At 62.9% G+C, this 17,176-nt stretch carries 8 protein-coding genes; 3 read left to right on the plus strand and 5 right to left on the minus strand.

The window, feature by feature from the left end:
* Positions 1 to 228: 228 nt before the first annotated feature.
* Positions 229 to 1,731: a 2-oxo acid dehydrogenase subunit E2 gene (locus GE027_RS01550; protein WP_153555437.1), complete on the minus strand. Its 1,503-nt coding sequence runs from the start codon at positions 1,729 to 1,731 to the stop codon at positions 229 to 231.
* Positions 1,732 to 1,819: 88 nt separating this feature from the next.
* Positions 1,820 to 4,546, minus strand: a complete 2,727-nt coding sequence (aceE, locus tag GE027_RS01555; protein ID WP_153555392.1) for a pyruvate dehydrogenase (acetyl-transferring), homodimeric type — start codon at positions 4,544 to 4,546, stop codon at positions 1,820 to 1,822.
* Positions 4,547 to 5,135: 589 nt separating this feature from the next.
* Here aceE and GE027_RS01560 point away from each other — a divergent pair.
* Complete coding sequence (locus GE027_RS01560; RefSeq protein ID WP_153555393.1) at positions 5,136 to 5,756, plus strand: hypothetical protein; 621 nt, start codon at positions 5,136 to 5,138, stop codon at positions 5,754 to 5,756.
* A gap of 25 nt (positions 5,757 to 5,781) precedes the next feature.
* Here GE027_RS01560 and GE027_RS01565 read toward each other — a convergent pair whose 3' ends face one another.
* Entirely contained in the window at positions 5,782 to 7,623 is a 1,842-nt protein-coding gene (locus GE027_RS01565; RefSeq protein WP_153555394.1) for a hypothetical protein, read from the minus strand.
* A gap of 332 nt (positions 7,624 to 7,955) precedes the next feature.
* Here GE027_RS01565 and GE027_RS01570 point away from each other — a divergent pair, with 332 nt between their 5' ends.
* A complete protein-coding gene (locus GE027_RS01570; protein ID WP_153555395.1) occupies positions 7,956 to 9,479 on the plus strand; it encodes a hypothetical protein in 1,524 nt (507 codons plus the stop codon).
* A 232-nt stretch (positions 9,480 to 9,711) separates the two neighbouring features.
* On the opposite strand, the gene GE027_RS01575 is transcribed toward GE027_RS01570, so the two are convergent.
* Both GE027_RS01575 and GE027_RS01580 read right to left on the minus strand, forming a co-directional pair.
* The gene (locus GE027_RS01575) at positions 9,712 to 11,025 is read right to left on the minus strand and encodes a DUF1552 domain-containing protein (RefSeq protein ID WP_153555396.1); all 1,314 of its coding nucleotides are present in this window, start codon (positions 11,023 to 11,025) and stop codon (positions 9,712 to 9,714) included.
* Between the two features lie 281 nt (positions 11,026 to 11,306).
* Positions 11,307 to 13,640 (minus strand): DUF1592 domain-containing protein, encoded by a 2,334-nt coding sequence (locus GE027_RS01580; RefSeq protein ID WP_162006530.1) that lies wholly within the window; start codon positions 13,638 to 13,640, stop codon positions 11,307 to 11,309.
* A 293-nt stretch (positions 13,641 to 13,933) separates the two neighbouring features.
* On the opposite strand from GE027_RS01580, the gene GE027_RS01585 reads away from it, so the two are divergent.
* Positions 13,934 to 17,128, plus strand: coding sequence for a [protein-PII] uridylyltransferase family protein (locus GE027_RS01585; protein ID WP_153555398.1), 3,195 nt, complete (start codon positions 13,934 to 13,936; stop codon positions 17,126 to 17,128).
* Positions 17,129 to 17,176 lie beyond the last annotated feature (48 nt).

Consider the following 17,176-nt stretch of genomic DNA (forward strand, 5'->3'; position numbering starts at 1 on the left):
GACTAAACGCCAAACGGTCGATGAAATGACCCGCCGGAGTGTTTTTTCTCACCTGCTCGTTTCTTTCGCGGAGCGAAAGGCGACACTGCTCGTTTCTTTCGCGGAGCGAAAGGCGACACTGCTCGTTTCTTTCGCGGAGCGAAAGGCGACACTGCTTGTTTCTTTCGCGGAGCGAAAGGCGACACTGCTCGTTTCTTTCGCGGAGCGAAAGGCGACACTACGGCGACACTACAGCGCCAACAACAAGCGGCTGGGAGCTTCTAGATAACCGATCACGTCGTTCAGGAAGCGGGCTGCGGTGCCGCCGTCGACCAGGCGGTGGTCGTAGGACAGGCTGAGCGGCATCATCAGACGCGGCTGGATCGTGTCGTCGGGCATCACGACGGGCAGCTTGCGGCTGCGGCCGACCAACAGGATGGCGACCTCGGGGATGTTGACGATCGGCGTGCTGTACTGGCCGCCGATCGCACCGAGATTGCTGATCGTGAACGTGCCGCCACGCAGATCCTTGACGTCGAACTGGCCACTGCGGACCTTGCCGGCCATCTCTGCCAAACCGCGCGCGATATCGGGGATGCCGCGTTGGTCGGTATTCTGCATCACTGGCACGACCAATCCACGATCGGTATCCACGGCGATGCCGACGTTGACATAGTCTTTGTAGACGACCTGTTGGTTTTCCATGTCCAGCACGGCATTGATCGCCGGGTGGTGACGCAGGGCGGTCGCCACGGCTTTGATCAAAAACGGCATCGTGGTCAATTTGATGCCCTGGGCGGCGTAGTCTTCTTTGCTGCTGCCGCGGAGCCGTTCCAGGTCGGTGATGTCCGCATCGTCGAAATTCGTGACGCGGGGCACCGTGGACCAACTGCTGTGCATCTGGTTGGCGATGGTCTTGCGGATCTTGCTCATCCGCTCCACCCGCACCGGACCGAAATCGTCCTGCGAAGCGTCGCCGGGCAGGGCGGGCGAGGCCGGCGTGGCAGGGCTGGCGCCGGTCACCTGACTGGTGGCCGTAGCGGCCGACGCTCCACCGCTGCGGGCCTTCTGGTTGGCCTGCCGAACCACCGCCAGGACGTCTTCGCGAGTGATCCGCCCGCCGTTGCCGCTGCCGGTGACGGTCGTCAGATCCACGCCGACTTCGCGAGCAAAGCGGCGAATGGCGGGACCGGCGGGAATCGCACCGGTCTCGGCCACCGTTTCCGGAGCGGCCGGAGCCTGAGCGGCGGGTTGCTGAGCGGCGGGTTGCTGCTGAGCGGCCGAAGCCTGAGCGGCGGGTTGCGGCGGTGCCTGCTGCGCGGGTGCCGGCTGCGCGGGTGCCGGCTGGGCCGGTTGCTCAGGCTGGGCGGGTTGCTCAGGGGCGGCCGGTTGCTCGGGGGCGGCGGGCGTTTGTCCCGAGGCGGCTTCGTCTTGCGGGGGCGCCGGCTCCGCCTTCGGTTCCGCTTCGGCTTGCGGCGGAGCGGCCTGCGCGTCGCCGCCTCCTCCGCTGGCTTCCGCGCCGGCTTCGACCTTCATCAACAGGCCACCGATGGGCACCGTATCGCCGGCTTTGACAGCGATCTCGACCACTTTGCCAGCCACCGAAGCGGGGACCGGGACGGTGGCCTTGTCGGTTTCCATTTCCACGATGTCCTGTCCGGCGCTGATCGTGTCGCCTTCGGAGACCAGGACTTCCAGGACATCGCCCGATTCGATTCCTTCGCTCAATTCCGGCAGTTTAACTTCTTCGATGGCCATAGATGTGAAGACAAAAAAGGGTGTGTAGATGAAAGAATCGGTTGAGGCCCGCGCGCGTCAGCGCGCCCGGGCGAACCGCCGGTTATGCGAAGTAGGGGTTGGGTTTTTCGCGATCGTAATCCAGATCGGTAATCGCCTGGTCGACATCTTCGGCCGTCACCACGCCGGCCTTGCTCAACCGGTGCAGGGCGGCGATCGTGATCGATTCGGCATCGACTTCGAAGTGTCGCCGTAGGGCTTCGCGGGTTTCGCTGCGTCCCATCCCGTCGGTCCCCAGGACGTAGTAGTCGCCGGGGATGAAGGGGGTCAGTTGTTCACCCAGCGCCCGGACGTAGTCGCTGGCCGAGATGAACGGTCCTTCGACGCCCTCGAGCTGCTGTTCGAGGTAGCTTTTGCGGGGCGTTTCGGTGGGATGCAGCATGTTCCAGCGTTGGCAGTCCGCCGCCTCGCGGCGCAACTGGGTGTAACTGGTCACGCTCCAGACATCGCTGGCGATACCGTACTTTTCGGCCAACAACTTCTGGGCGTTCAGGGTGCAGTTCAGGATCGCTCCGCTACCGAACAACTGGACGCGCGCCTTGGCACCGTCGACCTCCTGGCTGCGGAGTTTGTAGATCCCTTTGATGATGCCTTCTTCGGCACCCTCGGGCATGGCCGGGTGTTCGTAGTTGTCGTTTTCGGCCGTGATGTAGTAGATGGCGTCTTCGCCGTCCTGATACATCCGCTTGAGCCCATCCATGACGATCACGGTCAATTCGTAGGCGAACGCCGGATCGTAGGCGCGGACGGTCGGGAACGCGATCGCATTGAGCAGGCTGTGGCCGTCCTGGTGCTGGAGGCCTTCGCCGTTGAGCGTGGTACGGCCGGCCGTGCCACCGATCAAAAAGCCCTTGGCCCGCATGTCGGCGGCGGCCCAAATCAGGTCGCCGATGCGTTGGAAGCCGAACATGCTGTAGTAGACGAAGAACGGAATCATGTTCACGCCGTGCAGGCTGTACGCGGTGCCGGCGGCATTGAAGCTGCTCATCGAGCCGGCTTCGGTGATGCCTTCTTCCAGCATTTGGCCGTCCTGGGCCTCTTTGTAGTACATCACCTGGGCGCTATCGACCGGCTCGTACAACTGGCCGGCATGGGCATAGATCCCGATTTGTTTGAACATGCCTTCCATCCCGAACGTGCGGGATTCGTCGGGCACGATCGGCACGATGTGTTTGCCGATTTTCTTGTCGTTGCAAAGATCCGTCAGCAACCGCACGAAAGCCTGCGTCGTGCTGACCGCCCTGCCTTTGCTGTCCTGGGTGAATTTGCGATAGTCATCCAGGGTGGGCACTTCGATCGTGGGATGCTTGGTGGGTCGCGACGGAACGTAACCGCCCAGGGCCTCGCGCCGCTGCTTGAGGTACTTCATTTCCTGGCTGGACTCGGTCGGCTTGTAGAACGGCGCGTTGCCGACTTCGTCGTCGCTGATCGGGATCCCAAAGCGGGTGCGGAACTCCAGCAGCTCGGCTTCGTTCAGCTTTTTCTGGTTGTGAGCGACGTTCTTGCCCTCACCGGCTTCGCCCAGTCCGTAGCCCTTGATGGTCTTGGCGAGGATCACGGTCGGCCGACCGTTCTTGGTGTTGACCGCTTGATGATACGCGGCGTACACCTTTTCGGGATCGTGGCCACCGCGACGCAGCTTCTCCAGCCGCTCGTCGCTGTAGTTCTTGACCAACTCCAGCAATTCCGGGTACTTGCCGAAGAAGTGTTCGCGGATGTAGCTGCCGGGCATGACGGTGTATTTTTGGAACTGGCCGTCGACCACTTCATTCATCCGCCGGACCAGCAGACCGCTGGTGTCGCGTTCGAGCAGCTCGTCCCAGTCGTCGCCCCAGACGACCTTGATCACGTTCCAGCCGGCACCGCGGAAGATCGATTCCAGTTCCTGGATGATCTTGCCGTTACCGCGAACCGGCCCGTCGAGACGTTGGAGGTTGCAGTTGATAACAAAGATCAAGTTGTCCAGTTTCTCGCGAGAGGCCAGCGTGATCGCGCCCAGCGTCTCCGGCTCGTCGCACTCGCCGTCGCCCAGGAAGGCCCAGACGCGTTGGTTGCTGGTGTCTTTCAGGCCGCGGTCCCGTAGGTATTCGTTGAACCGAGCCTGATAGATGGCCATGATCGGCCCGAGGCCCATCGAGACCGTGGGATACTCCCAAAAACCAGGCATCAACCAGGGGTGCGGGTAACTGCTCAGGCCGCCGCCGTCGGCCAGTTCGCGGCGGAAGTTTTCGAGGTCCTGTTCGCTTAATCGGCCTTCGAAAAACGCACGGGAGTACATGCCGGGCGAGGCGTGGCCTTGGAAATAGACCGAGTCGCCGCTGTACCCGTCTTCACCGCGACCGCGGAAAAAGTGATTGAAGGCGACCTCGTACAGCGTGGCCGACGAAGCGAACGTGCTGATGTGACCGCCGATGCCGTCACTGCGTTTGTTGCCGCGAGTGACCATGGCCATGGCGTTCCAGCGGATGATCGATTTGATCCGCCGCTCGAGGTCGCGGTTGCCGGGGTAGGCCGGTTGATCTTTGCGCGGAATCGTGTTGACGTAGGGCGTTTCCGTCTCCGAAGGCAATTGCACGCCTTCGGTGGCCGCGCGGTCGCGCAGTTGGTCGAGCAGGAAACGAGCCCGTTCGGGTCCCTTGCTCTGCAGCACGTACTGCAGCGACGAGAGCCACTCGGCGGTTTCGGACGGATCGGGATCCACGACCGCTCGTTCCCCAAGGGCGTTATTCAATTCTTGTTGTGCAATCGTCTTGGCATCGGAATCGGCCATACTTCGATTTCCTTTCCCGCCCAGCGGGTTACTTCAGCGTATGTGACTCGCGCTTTCACTACGGCGGTGCAACGAGGATTATTCCACCGCTGGGGCCCGCCAGCTGCGCGGCTATAGCGGTTGCGTAGATTGGATGTCTTCGTGGGACCTACCGAGGTTACTCAAAAAGGGGGCGATTCGACAAGGTGATCGCTCCATCGGAGAACCGCGAATCCTGCGATTGCCTCGATCCCATCCAGTCTCCCAAGCGGCCTCGCTGCCGTTCGTATTGTAGACGACCGAGAAGGGAACCGGGCTGGCGACGCCTCGCCAGCGGCCTGTCGATTCAGTCGAAAACGCATCTCTTAGGTGAGCCGTGAGGGCGATCGCGCCGGTTTTGCGCCGACGACCCCGAAGCGATCGCCCAAACGGCTCGATCCATCGACAGCCCGCGAGCTCGGCTCGCGCCCGAAACGCCGCCCAGCCCTAGGCTGCACACGACCCCCTTGCGCCACGCTACGGACACAATCCGCCCCGCTAACACCTGCTTTAACCAACAAGCCCGCTCGATCACAATGGGACGCCCCCCCAAAATTCAGGAAAGCACGCCATGCGTTTTGACATCCGTTCGACCTACTACCCGATCCCTTCCGAGCCGGATGATTATATCCGAGCGCACGAGGTTTCGATCCTCTGCGCTTGCGCAGACGAAGATACCGGCGAGGTGGTGGCGGGGCGGGTGGCCGTAGATTACCTGGACATTACCCGCGCTGAAGCGGCCGGGCAGGATATTTGTCACATCTGCGACGCCGACTCTCAAGGTTGGAGCGACGTGTACGCGGCGACGATCGAACCGGCCACCGACTTTGCCGAGATCCGGCGTGACTTCGAATTCGATGATCCAGTCTTTGGTTTGGTCTTTGTTCACCAAGCCGTGCTGCATCGATCGCTGGACGATTGGCGGCAGATGATCTTCGATTCGATTTGCGAGATGTTTCCCCCCGAATCGGCGACGGTGATGTGGAAACACACGACCGAGATGACCGACAAGGAGTTGGCGAGCCTGGGATTCCGGATCGTCGCGGGCCACAACCTACTGTTTCGCCCCAACATGCTCAAACACGCCTACATCACGGCCGAGGACGAACGCGCGCCGCTGTTTGATCTGCAAGTACCGGCCGACGCCGAAGACTGGGTCGAGGAGCACTGGGACCCGACGGACATGGACTGACGACCAAGACTTGCTGCGGCGACTTCTACCGCTGGCCCGTTGGCTCTGCGACGTCGTCGGTTGTGAGCAGGGTTGTGAGCAGGGGCTGGGTATAGCCGTCGGGCCAGGCGGTAGAGAGATTCAGGTGCAGGTGGGCGGCTTGGTCGAGCTGGCTCATCAGATTCACGGTTTTGCTCAGCCGTTCGATGGTGGCTTCCAGCATCCTGCCGCGCTGCTCGAGCAGCTCGCGCTGGGGCCGCAGCTGCCGCTGCTCCGTTCGCCTGGCCTCGGCGTAGTGGGCACGAAAGCGTTCCAGTTGCAGCTGGTTCTGCTGGTGCAAGCCGATCAACCGTTCGATGGCTTGTTCGACACCCGGCAGTGAGACCGCCCGCCAGGGCAGCGACGGAACCAGCTGGATCATCGTGCGCTGCCGGCAGACCAGTTGCCGCCCGGTTTGGATGTCGAAGTGCGTGCGCAGCTCGATCGTCGCGTCCTCTTCGGCGGTCCAGCGTGCGACCGCCCGCATCCGCCGAGCGAGTTGGCCGGCGGGAGCTTCGACCCAATCGAATCGCACGCCATCGGGCACGTCGACGTCGATGTCCAGCCGCGTGGCGAGCGCATGCGGTGGCGATTCGAGCGACCAGGTGAGCCGCCGGTCCGCCTGATCGAGCCGGAGGACGACCGGATCGATAGGACGGGATTCTCGCAGGTACAGTTTCCGCGGTCCGGCCGCAGTCCGCAGGCGGAGCCGGCCGTAGTGCACGTCTTGCAGTTTCCAGCGTCGCTCCGCCGCTGCGTCCGTCCACTTCCAAACGGTTTGCGTAGCGTCCGTATCCGGTGGCGCGGTCGTTTCGATGCGGGCGACCGGCAGCGGATCTGCTCGGTCCGGCGCGGCGGATTCCTCCTGAAGGAAAACCTCCCACCGGCCTTTTTCCGTTTGCAGGATGGTGACGGGACAGTCGCCGGCGGGAACCTCCAGCTCGATGCGACTGGCTGGCTGGTCGAGCAGCAGCGTTGCCTCACCGGCCGCATCGATCGGCAGCAGCGAGACGGCCGGCGGACGGGAAGTGACCGAGACTTCCTCCTGGCCCGCTTCCGGCGTCCTCTGCGGGGCTGCCCCCAAAGAACCATCCGATTCAGAAGCGGCCCGCGCGTCCGTCTCCGGCGCGTCGTCACGGGTTTCCCTTAGCGGTTCCTCGACCGGGTCCAACAGGTCATCGAGACTTCCCGCCAACTCGGCCGTGGGAAAGACAGGGTCGCCCAGCGAGTTGCCGCTCTCTTGCGGAAGCTCCGTTGGCGGCGTCGTCTCGGGGTCCCAGTGCAGCGAAAAGGCGCCGGCTGCTGGCGAGGCTGCATCATCCACGACTCTTGCCAGCGGCTCGGTGGGCGGATTGCGCGGGGCGTCGAAGTGGGGGCGAGGCGGTTCGGAGAAGGCCCGGTGGTCGGCGGTGGTGCTCCGAGGCTCCGATGGCAGGCGGTAGAGGAGCGACAGGATAACCAGCAGACACACCAAGGCGGCCGAGCACCGCAGCACGGTGCGGCGACCGCGGCGGACGGCGCCGCGTCGTCGAGACGCCACAGGGCGATGGCTCCGAGCCGCGTTTGCTTCGTCGATCATCATGACCGCCACGTCGCCGGCGGTGCGGGAGGCCAGCGGAATCAGGCGGTTGTAGCGGTCGACGGCCAAGTGGTAGGGCGAGAGCGGAACGCCGGCAAAGCGGCCGGAGGCCTGGCCGGCTTGCCACTGCTGCTGCCAGTGCTGAAGGACCACCTCCGGCGGCGGACCGAGTCGAGCGATCAGAGCGGCGATCGATTCACGTGGCGGGTCGACGACCGGCGCGAGTTGGGAATGGTCCCTGTCCGGTTGGTGCTCGGACGGTTTTGTCATGTGCTGTTGCCCCCGTTTGTGTCGCACACGATTCCTGTTCCGCCGGTCATCATAACGAATGCGGATGTCACGGGGAAACGATCGCGGCCGGTGGTCGGCAAAGTTTTCCTCACAGGATCGTCCGGAATAAACGCAACCCGAGGTCGGTTCGTGCCGATAATTCCGTCGGGAGCGATTCGTAGGATCGTGTTGGTTGGTGGGGTGCGTCCCGTTTCAGGACGCACTGATGCCGACACGATTGACGAACGGCAAGCACAAATGCCAGGGGGGAATTTCCTTCTCTTCGCGATTCGGACAAGCTGTAGCGGCAGGGGGCCGCGGAGACATTCCTAATGCGTAAAACGAAACACTGGTCTCGCACCGTAGTGATGACGGCGGCCACGATTGTGGTAGCGACGACGGCGCTCGCTCAACCGCCCATGCCTTCGCCCGCGGACGCCGATTATGGCGCCAGCGGCTTTGTCACACCGGCAGGCATGCCGCCGATCGGGTCGCCGGGGGTTCACCCGGCGATGTATTCGATGGCCGGCCAAATGCCTCCCGGTGCGATCATGCACGCCACGGGCATGGCGGCCCCCGGGCCGGGCCCCGGACAGGTCATGCCCGTGGGCTTCATGCAACGCGGCGGACCGATGGGCTGCGACGCCGGCGCCTGTGACTGCCTGGGTTACGGCTGCAACCGCTGCACCGGCGGGGCGGTCGGTTCGGGCCGCATCCTCAACCGATTGCGCGGTGGTGGGGCCTGTCAGAGCTGTGGCGGTCCCTGCGGCCGCCGCGGCGGTTGTCTGGGCGGTTGTGCTTCGGCGCTGGGCCTCGGACACCTGGGCTTGGGCCATGGCCGACTGCGAAGCTTGGTGCACTGCCTGCTGCCCTATGCCGAAGGCGGACAATGTGCCCAGCGGTGGTACGACCTGTCGGTCGAAGGCCTGTTCCTGGGCCGCAACGGCGACGGCGGAGGCAGCGGCACGATTTCGACGCTGGGCGTTGCCGGCACCCCCGTGTTGTTCTTGGACAGTGCCGACATGGATGAATTGGAAGCCGGCATCCGCTTGTCGGGAGCCTTCATCATGGGCGCCGGTGGCAACATCGAACTGACCTACATGGGCGGCAATAAATGGGAAGGCAACGCGGCGGTGACCAGTAACAACGCCGACCTGTACTCCTTCATCAGCAATTTCGGAACCACCCCGGCCGGCGGTTTCGATGACTCCGACCGCTCGGTGCGTCACGCCGTCGCCGGCGAGGCTCACTTCCACAGCGGCGAACTGAACTATCGCCGCCGCACCGTGGGGCCGGCTTGCCAGTTCCAGGGTTCGTGGTTGTTCGGGATGCGATACCTTCGCTTCGACGACTCGCTGACCTTCTCGGCCGACGGCCGAGTCAACAACGGCGGGGTGTTCACCAACCAACGCTTCTTGGACCTGACAACCGAAACCAAGAACGACTTGTTTGGCGTCCAGATCGGTGGCGACCTGTGGTGGAACGTTGTGCCCGGCATCAACCTCGGTGCTCAATTGAAACTGGGTGTGCTGGAAAACGACGTCGACCGCGCGGTCTTTGCCACCGGCAACTCGCTGGGCCCCGGAGCGACCCGAGGCTCGCGCAGCAGCCTGCTGGGACGTTCGGAAACCACCGGCATGGTGGATTTCACCACGACGCTGATCTACCGCGTCAGCCATTCCTGGGCCTTCCGCACCTCGTATTATGTGCTGGCCGTGGACGAAGTGGCCGGCGGCTTCGATCCCGCCCTTTCGAACGCTCTGCTGCAAACGCCGCAAGCCAACTCCAACGCCCACATCAATTATGGTTCGATGGTCCTGAGCGGTTTCACGCTCGGAGCCGAGTACACCTGGTAGTGGTCGCCCTTGGCGGTCGTCCACCAAACCTCGCCATACCAGCAGCTTAACTCCCAAACGCAACGGTTCTGCGAAACGCGAATCATCAACGCAAACACCCTGTCGGCCCTTCGGGGCCGGCAGGGTGTTTTGATGTTCTAACCGGCACGCAGGCAACTCGACCGGTCGACAGGCTTCCTGCCAACGGTGGTCGACGCTGCCAGGACGGATATGCCGAATGCGTCCTGGCTGTCTAGCTCAGCTCGAGCGCTCCGCCGCTGCAGAAGTTGTCGCTGCCAAAGCGTTCGATGTGATGCCCGAAGCCGTGGGCCAGAGCCATCAGCAGACGGTTGTGCGGTACACCCTTCAGGTTCAGGGATCGATTCATCGCAAAATTCAATCCGCCGCCCAGCAACACGAAGGGGATGTTGTTCATCGTATGCGAATTGCCTTCGCCCAGTTCGTTGGTCCACAGGATCGTGGTGTTGTCCAGCAGACTGCCCTGGCCGCCGGGCTCCGGCGTCTGCCGCAACCGCTCGGCCAAGTAAGCCACCTGTTCGGCGTACCAGTGGTTGATCTTGGTCAGCTTCTGCTGGGCCGCTTCGTCACTGTTGGGTTCGTGTGACAGGGCGTGGTGGCCTTCGTCGATGCCCAACCACGTCATCTTTGCTCCGCCCACGCTGCGGGTGTACTGCAGCGTGGAGACGCGGGCAAAGTCATTCTGGAAACTGTTGACCATCAGATCGATCTGCATCTTGCTGATCGTCGGCATGTTGTCGTTGCGATCCTCGACATCGGGATCCAACGGCGGCATCGGGTGCAGGGTCTGTTGCTGTTGCTCACGTTGCAAATCCTGCTCGGCTTGACGCACGAACGTGGCGTGTTCTTCGAGCAACCGGCGGTCCTCGGCGCTCAACCGGCGGCTGACCTTCTCCAGGTCTTCTCGCACCTCGTCCAGCACGCTGCTCAGCATGGCTTGATCGTGCATCCGGCCGTACAGTTTGTTGAACATCTGATACGGATCGTCGATCGGCGCGATGGGCTGGTTCGCTCCGGCATACACCATGCGAGTCCAGGTATCGGCTTTGTCGGGAACGGCCACGCCGAATTCCAGCGAACCGAAACGGGTGCGGGTTTCGGGCCGCGCCTGCAGGTAGTTTTTGATTTCCTGGTCGATCGATAGCCCGCTGGACCAACCGGCCGGCGTGTGCGAACCGCCCTGGATATTGCCCGGAAACAGTTCCGTTCCGGTCAGCAAGCAACCGATACCGCGCATGTGGTTGTCGCCGTCGCCTTTGACCTTGTCATCGACGCCGTTCAGGATCAGCAATTGGTCGCGAAACGGTTCCAGCGGCTTGAGCGATTCCTTCAGCTCGTATTTCGCGCCGGTCTGGTCCGGCCAGAACGTTTTCTTGACCACTCCGTTCGGACTAAATACGACCACCAACCGCTGCTTGCGGCCACCACTGCCGGCAAAGCACAGGCTGGGAAGATTCGACAGGAAGGGCAAAGCGGCAGCACCGATGCCCAAGGAACGGACAAATTCACGACGGCTGCGGGGTTGCATTGGAGGGCCTTTTACAAAGGGAAGGTGGGAGGGGGGCGGGCGTCTTTCGCTCTGCGAAAGTTAATGTTGCTTTCACTACTTTCGACGGAGCGAAAGGCGACTCTGGGCTACTTTCGGCGGAGCGAAAGGCGACTCTGGGCTACTTTCGGCGGAGCGAAAGGCGACTCTGGGCTACTTTCGGCGGAGCGAAAGGCGACTCTCTATTATAGGGAGAACGTTTTAGCCGTGGCATAGGAATTCGACGTGCGTTTTCACACTACAGGTTAAGAACTCCGCCCATACTACTGCGGACCGTGGGCATACACGACAGCGATCTCGACCAACAATTTGCGAATATTAAAATCGGCGGCGGCGAAGCGGTCGGTCAGTTCCCCCAGTTGCTCCGGCCCGTAGGCGCCGACCGGCTGTTTGGTCACATGCTCGAACAGACGTCCGACGAAGGATTCATGGGCCTCGCGCGAACCGGCCAGAAACTCCGCCAACTGCCGCACGCCGACGAAGGACACCTCCTGGCCGCTGCGCGTCAGGTACTGGCCACGGGTATCGACCGGCCGGCCCTTTTCTTCACGCCGATAACGCCCCACCGCATCGAACTCTTCGAAGGCGAACCCCAGCGGGTTGATCAATTCATGACAGGTGGCGCAGGCCGGCGGCTCGGTCTGCAGGGCCACACGCTGTCGGGTCGATAAGTCCGCGTGCAGCTCGGGGCTGAGCGGCGCAAAGGCTTCGGGCGGCGGACGCAGCGTGCGGCCGAGGACGTTGCGAGCCAGGAACACGCCGCGATGAATCGGCGAGGTATCGCGGCTGTAGGCAAAGGCGGCCATCAGTGCGGGATGCGACAACACGCCAGCACTCTGCTGAGGCTCGAGCGGAACCGGTTGGAAACGGTCCGGAGCATCGACCGTGGCTCCATAAAAATCGGCCAGTCGTCCGTTGAGATAAATCCGGTGGTCGGTCAACAATCGCCGAAAATCCGCCGCCTCGCCCCAGACCACGTCCTCCAGAAAAAGTTCCAAGGACTCACGCAGATCCGAGACCAACTGCGGCGAAAACTCCGGATACAGCTCGCCGTCCTTGGTCATCTCGCCGGCTTCGTCGACGTGCAACCAGTGCAGCAGAAACTGTTGAACCTTGGCCCGCGTTCGCGCTTCATCGACCATCCGCTGGGCCGTCTTCCGGATCACCGCCTGCTCACGCAGACGCCCCTCGCCGGCCGCTTGAGTTAGCGCGTCGTCGGGCAACGAATCCCACATCGCCAAAGCCAGTCGATTGGCAACCGCGTAGGAATCCGTCGAGGGGTCGACCGCCGCCGCTTCGTCCAGGTCCGCGCGGTGTTTCAAGGCCCGCAGGTCGGGGTACAGGAAGTACGGGGATTTAAGGATTACCAGCACACTTCGCCGCACGGCCTCGGCCGGCGACTCACTCTCTTCGAAGTGTCGCCCGACGTAGTGCTGGCGCTGCGCTTCGTCCAAGGGGCGCCTCAGGGCCCGCGCCGCGATCCGCTCGCACAGCGCTTGCAACTTCTGTACACGATCCTCCGCATCGGGCTTGGTCTTGGCGTAAGCGTCGAGGTCGCGAACCAATTCCATTCCCACGGCCAGGGCGGCATCGGTGGTGGCTTCGTCCCAGGCTCGCGAGACGGACGTACCGCGAGCGTACCCAACACTGCTGTCGTCCGGCGGAAAAGGCGTGTCGACAATTAATTGGCGGGGAACACGGATGGGCCGCAAGAACCGTGAAGGGATCACTTCGGCCACGCGGCCCGGACGTCGCCACAGCAGCTGCAGCGATGCTTCCGGATGTCCGGTGTTGCCCACGGCCTTGGAACCGTACTCGGCGCGATAGAATTCGATTCGCAGGTCGTAGCTGCGACCGGCCAGCAGAAACACACTGGATTCGTACTCGACCCGATCGCCGGATTTGATTTTCGCGTCGATCAAGGGTTGGTCGTCACGGTTGAACCACAGCGCGGCAGCATTGGGGGTGCGCAGACGCAGTTGATAGTTTCCGGTTTCGGGGGCGACCAAACTGGTCTGCAACGCCATCGCGAACGCTTGACCATCTTCCTGACCATCGATCGGCGAGCCGCTGCCGAAATCAAAATCGATCGCCGGATCGACGCGCTGCTGCTCGCGTTTGCGTCGATCAATTCGCTTGCCAGAAAAGAGTTCCGTGGCCACACCCCGTTCGGACGTTTCCTCGGCCGTGCCGACGAACATCGCCAACAGATCAGCCGCACTTTGGCGATACTGTTCGCTAGTCAAACGCGATAGGGCATAGCGTGGCGGGGCGTTTCGCATCTGCGCGGTGGGCGAGTAGAACGCGTCGAACACGTAAGCCGCGACCGCCGCGGCATCCTCACCCTCGCAGGCTTCGGGCTCGCCCTCGGGCATCGTTTCGGCGATCACGCGCGTCAGCTTGGTCTGCGGCCAATCGCCGACCAGCGGTTCGCCAAACGCGTCGGGGTTTCCCTGGCCTTGATCGCCATGGCAACCCGCACATTGGTCGCTGTAGATCTGACGCCCTCGTTCGATCGTGCTAGTGGCCGCCGGTTCCTCGGCGCTGGCCGCCACCCACGGAACGATCAGAATCATTCCGCACAGCAGCCCCAACATCTGGGCTTTTCCGAACGAAAACGTATCGCCACAGGACCGAGCGTTACGAACAGCGCAAAGGCAAGGGTTGCAGGTGTCAACAGACATAGGCACCGCAGCAGGCAGGATGGGGAAAGGTGGGGGGGAACTATTCTCATGGGGGCGGGACAGCGAGCGTTTTTCGCTGCGACTTCCATTGTACGCGACAAAACCACCCCCGGAAGCGTCGGTCGCACCCTGAGGCGGTTTCGAGTAGATTCATGCGAGCCAAATCAACCGCCGTTTCCGTCGCCCCGTAGAGGTTTTCGTACTTAATGCCCGCCGAATCGACGTTTCCGCCCGCTGATCGATTGGACGATCCGGCGATGACCGACGGCTGGTTGCGGGCTGTCGGAATCGACGATTTGGATGCGGCGCGGCCTCACCTGCTTCGGCTCCGCACGGCCAGCAGCACGGCCGACATCCTGGATTACTTCGGCCGAGGCCTGAGCGAATGGCTTTTGCAGGTGCCCGACCCGCTGGGCACGCTGGCCCGCTTTACGCAGTTCGTCGAGAACTCGCGCAGCCCCCTCGCGCTGGCGGCCGCGATGCAGCGAGACGAACCCCTGTTTCCCAATCTGCTGCGTCTGCTGGCCGCCGGACCGCTGCCGGCGGAGATCCTGCTGGAGGATCCCGACAGCCTGGAACCGCTGCGGATTACCGATGGCCACCCCATCCCGCGTCAGATCCTGGTCGACGAGCTGGTCGCGGAATTGCAGCGGACCGATTGTGCCCAGCAAGCCGCGCGGCGACTGCGGGCGTTTCGTCGTCGCGAGACGCTGCGGATCATTTATGGCGATGTGCTGCACAAATCCAATCTGGCTCGCACGACCGAACAACTGACGTTTGTGGCCGAAGCGGTTTTGCAGGCGGCCATCGACTGGACCGGGCGGCGGCTGCGACAAGAACTAAAGCTTCCCCATCCCATGGCACAGGACAGCACGCCGGCGCGGATGAGCGTTGTGGCGACCGGAGAGTTTGGCGGCCGGGAACTGAGCTATGGCAATCGCTTGGACTTGCTGTTCATTCACGATCCGCCCGAGATTGCCTTCGGCGCCGTCGCCGAAGCCAGCAAGGCGTTCTTCCACCGCTGGGCCAAAGAGACCATCGGACTGCTGAGCCCGGCCGAAAACCAAGCCGTCGCGGATCCCGACGGCGTTGATTCAGGACCCGGGTATCAAGTGCACGCGCAGTGCTTGGGGCAAAACCGCTGCCTTTCGGTCGAAGTGCGCGAAGCGGTGCGCTACTACGACAGCGAAGGGCTGCCCTGGGAACGGTTGGCGTTGATCAAATCACGCGTGGTTGCCGGTGACGCGGCACTCGGTGGGGAGTACCTGCAACAACTGACGCCGCGACTGTATCGGCGCGTGATGACCAGCACCGAGATCACGGGGCTGCGGATGCTGAAACGCAAGATCGAGCGTCAGGCTGCCGACGCTGGAAACGATCGCAACGACATCCTCCAGGGCACGGGCGGTTTGCGAGACGTGCAGTTCGTGATCGCGTTCCTGCAACTACTCAATGGTGCTGCGGCCCCGGCAATCCGCTTGCCCAATACGCTGGAATCGATCGATGCCCTCGAACAAGCGGGATGCTTGACGATGCAGGAACGGACGACGCTTTCGGAGCACTACGTCTGCCTGCGACGGATCCAACATCAATTGCAGATCCTGGGCGGTCAGGAGTGCGAAGCGATCCCGGAGGACGATGCGCTTCGGCGGCGGATCGCCGCCACGGTATCCTTGCCCGCTCGACTGCCAAACGCTTCTGCCACGGACGCCTCGGCGGAGTCCAGCGGTTCGAACGGTTCGAACGGTTCGAACGGTTCGCTGACGGCATTCGATGCCGCTTTGGCGGAACTGCAGGATCGGAACCGGCGGGTGCTGGATCATCTGCTGCACGACGCTTTTGGGGATCACGAGACGGTCGCCCTGGAGACCGAATTGGTCCTGGACCCTGAACCGTTGCCGGAGTTGGTCCGGCAGACGTTCTCCAAGCATGGTTTCGCCAGTCCCGAGGCGGCGCTGGCGGACATGCATCAATTGGCCCGCGAGAACATTCCGTTTCTATCCAGTCCGCGTTGCCGACACTTTCTCGCCGCGATTGCACCGCGGCTGCTCGAGCGCTTGTCCGAGACTCCGGATCCGCCTGAGGCGCTCGAAACGCTGGTCGCGATCAGCGATTCGCTGGGCGGCAAAGGAGCCCTCTGGGAACTGCTCAGCACCAGCGATTCGGCGCTGCAGATGGTCGTTCGGTTGAGCGCCGCCAGTCCTTACCTGGCCGGAATCTTGACGTCGCACCCGGGGATGATCGACGACCTGGTTGATTCGCTGGTACTGGGACGGTTGCCACAACCCCAGGAACTTGAATCCGACTCGCAGGCATTGTGTCGCGGTGCCGAGGACATCACGCCGATCCTCCGCAGTTTCAAGAACGTCTGCCATCTGCGGATCGGAATTCGCGACATCCTCGGCAAGGCGGATATTACCGAAACGCACGCCGCCTTGGCGGCCACGGCGGAAGCCTGCCTGCGACGAGCCGCCGAGTTCGAGCAGGAACGGTTGGCCGAGCGATATGGCGACCCGCTGGAACCCGGTGGCCAAGTCGCCCAGCCCCTGATGTTGGCGCTTGGCAAACTGGGCGCTCGGGAACCCAATTACCACAGCGACCTGGATGTGGCCGTCCTGTTCTATGGCGATGGCGAAACCCGCCGCCGCGTCGGCGGCCCGCGTTCGACCACGACCAATGCCGAATTCTTTACCCGTTTGGCCACGCGAATCCGACAACGCATCTCCGGCGACGACGGCGGCCCTCGGTTGTACGATTTGGACAGCCGTATCCGCGGGACCGAGGGCGAATGGACGGCGATGCCGCTGGAAGGGTTTATCAAGCGTTACCGCTACGGCGTTCCCGCCCGCGATTTCTGGCAGCGTATCGCGCTGACCAAAGCCCGGGTGATCGCCGGCAGTCCGGCGGCGACCGAGCGACTGCGAAGCGGTCTGGCCGAAGCGGCGACCGGGGTTGCCTGGTCGGCGGGGGACGACGCGTTGCTGCGTCAGTTGCGTGAAAACGCCCTGCGTTCGGCTGCGCCGGAAAATCTCAAACGCGGAATCGGTGGCACCATGGATGTGGAACTGATGGTTTCCGGCCTGCAGCTGAAACACGCGGCCGAGCATCCTCACATCCTCGAACCGCACACAATCACCGGCTTGCGACTGTTAAAGGAGGCCGGAATCATTCCAGCGGGCGCCGCGACCGATTTGGCCGACGGCTACCGTACGCTGCGACGGATCGAATCGAGCATCCGCTTGCTGAACACGGCCGCACGCCACGAATTACCGAACGACGAAGCGAACCTGGCCAAACTGGCGTACTTGATCGGCCAGGTCACTCCGGACGCCCTGGTGCAAATCTGTCACGACCTGCGGCGTCGCAATCAGGAATTAATCGAACAATTGCTGTCCGGCTGACGCACGCACCCGCCCATAGCCGCCACCGCCGCGCCACCGACTACCGAA

This window comes from Roseimaritima sediminicola (assembly GCF_009618275.1).
In the GTDB taxonomy this organism is placed as follows: domain Bacteria; phylum Planctomycetota; class Planctomycetia; order Pirellulales; family Pirellulaceae; genus Roseimaritima; species Roseimaritima sediminicola.

Coding starts and splice junctions, on each gene's coding strand:
- aceE (WP_153555392.1), bottom strand. CDS start 4,546: ATGGCCGATTCCGATGCCAAGACGATTGCACAACAAGAATTGAATAAC.
- GE027_RS01560 (WP_153555393.1), top strand. CDS start 5,136: ATGCGTTTTGACATCCGTTCGACCTACTACCCGATCCCTTCCGAGCCG.
- GE027_RS01565 (WP_153555394.1), bottom strand. CDS start 7,623: ATGACAAAACCGTCCGAGCACCAACCGGACAGGGACCATTCCCAACTC.
- GE027_RS01570 (WP_153555395.1), top strand. CDS start 7,956: ATGCGTAAAACGAAACACTGGTCTCGCACCGTAGTGATGACGGCGGCC.
- GE027_RS01575 (WP_153555396.1), bottom strand. CDS start 11,025: ATGCAACCCCGCAGCCGTCGTGAATTTGTCCGTTCCTTGGGCATCGGT.
- GE027_RS01580 (WP_162006530.1), bottom strand. CDS start 13,640: ATGTTGGGGCTGCTGTGCGGAATGATTCTGATCGTTCCGTGGGTGGCG.
- GE027_RS01585 (WP_153555398.1), top strand. CDS start 13,934: ATGCCCGCCGAATCGACGTTTCCGCCCGCTGATCGATTGGACGATCCG.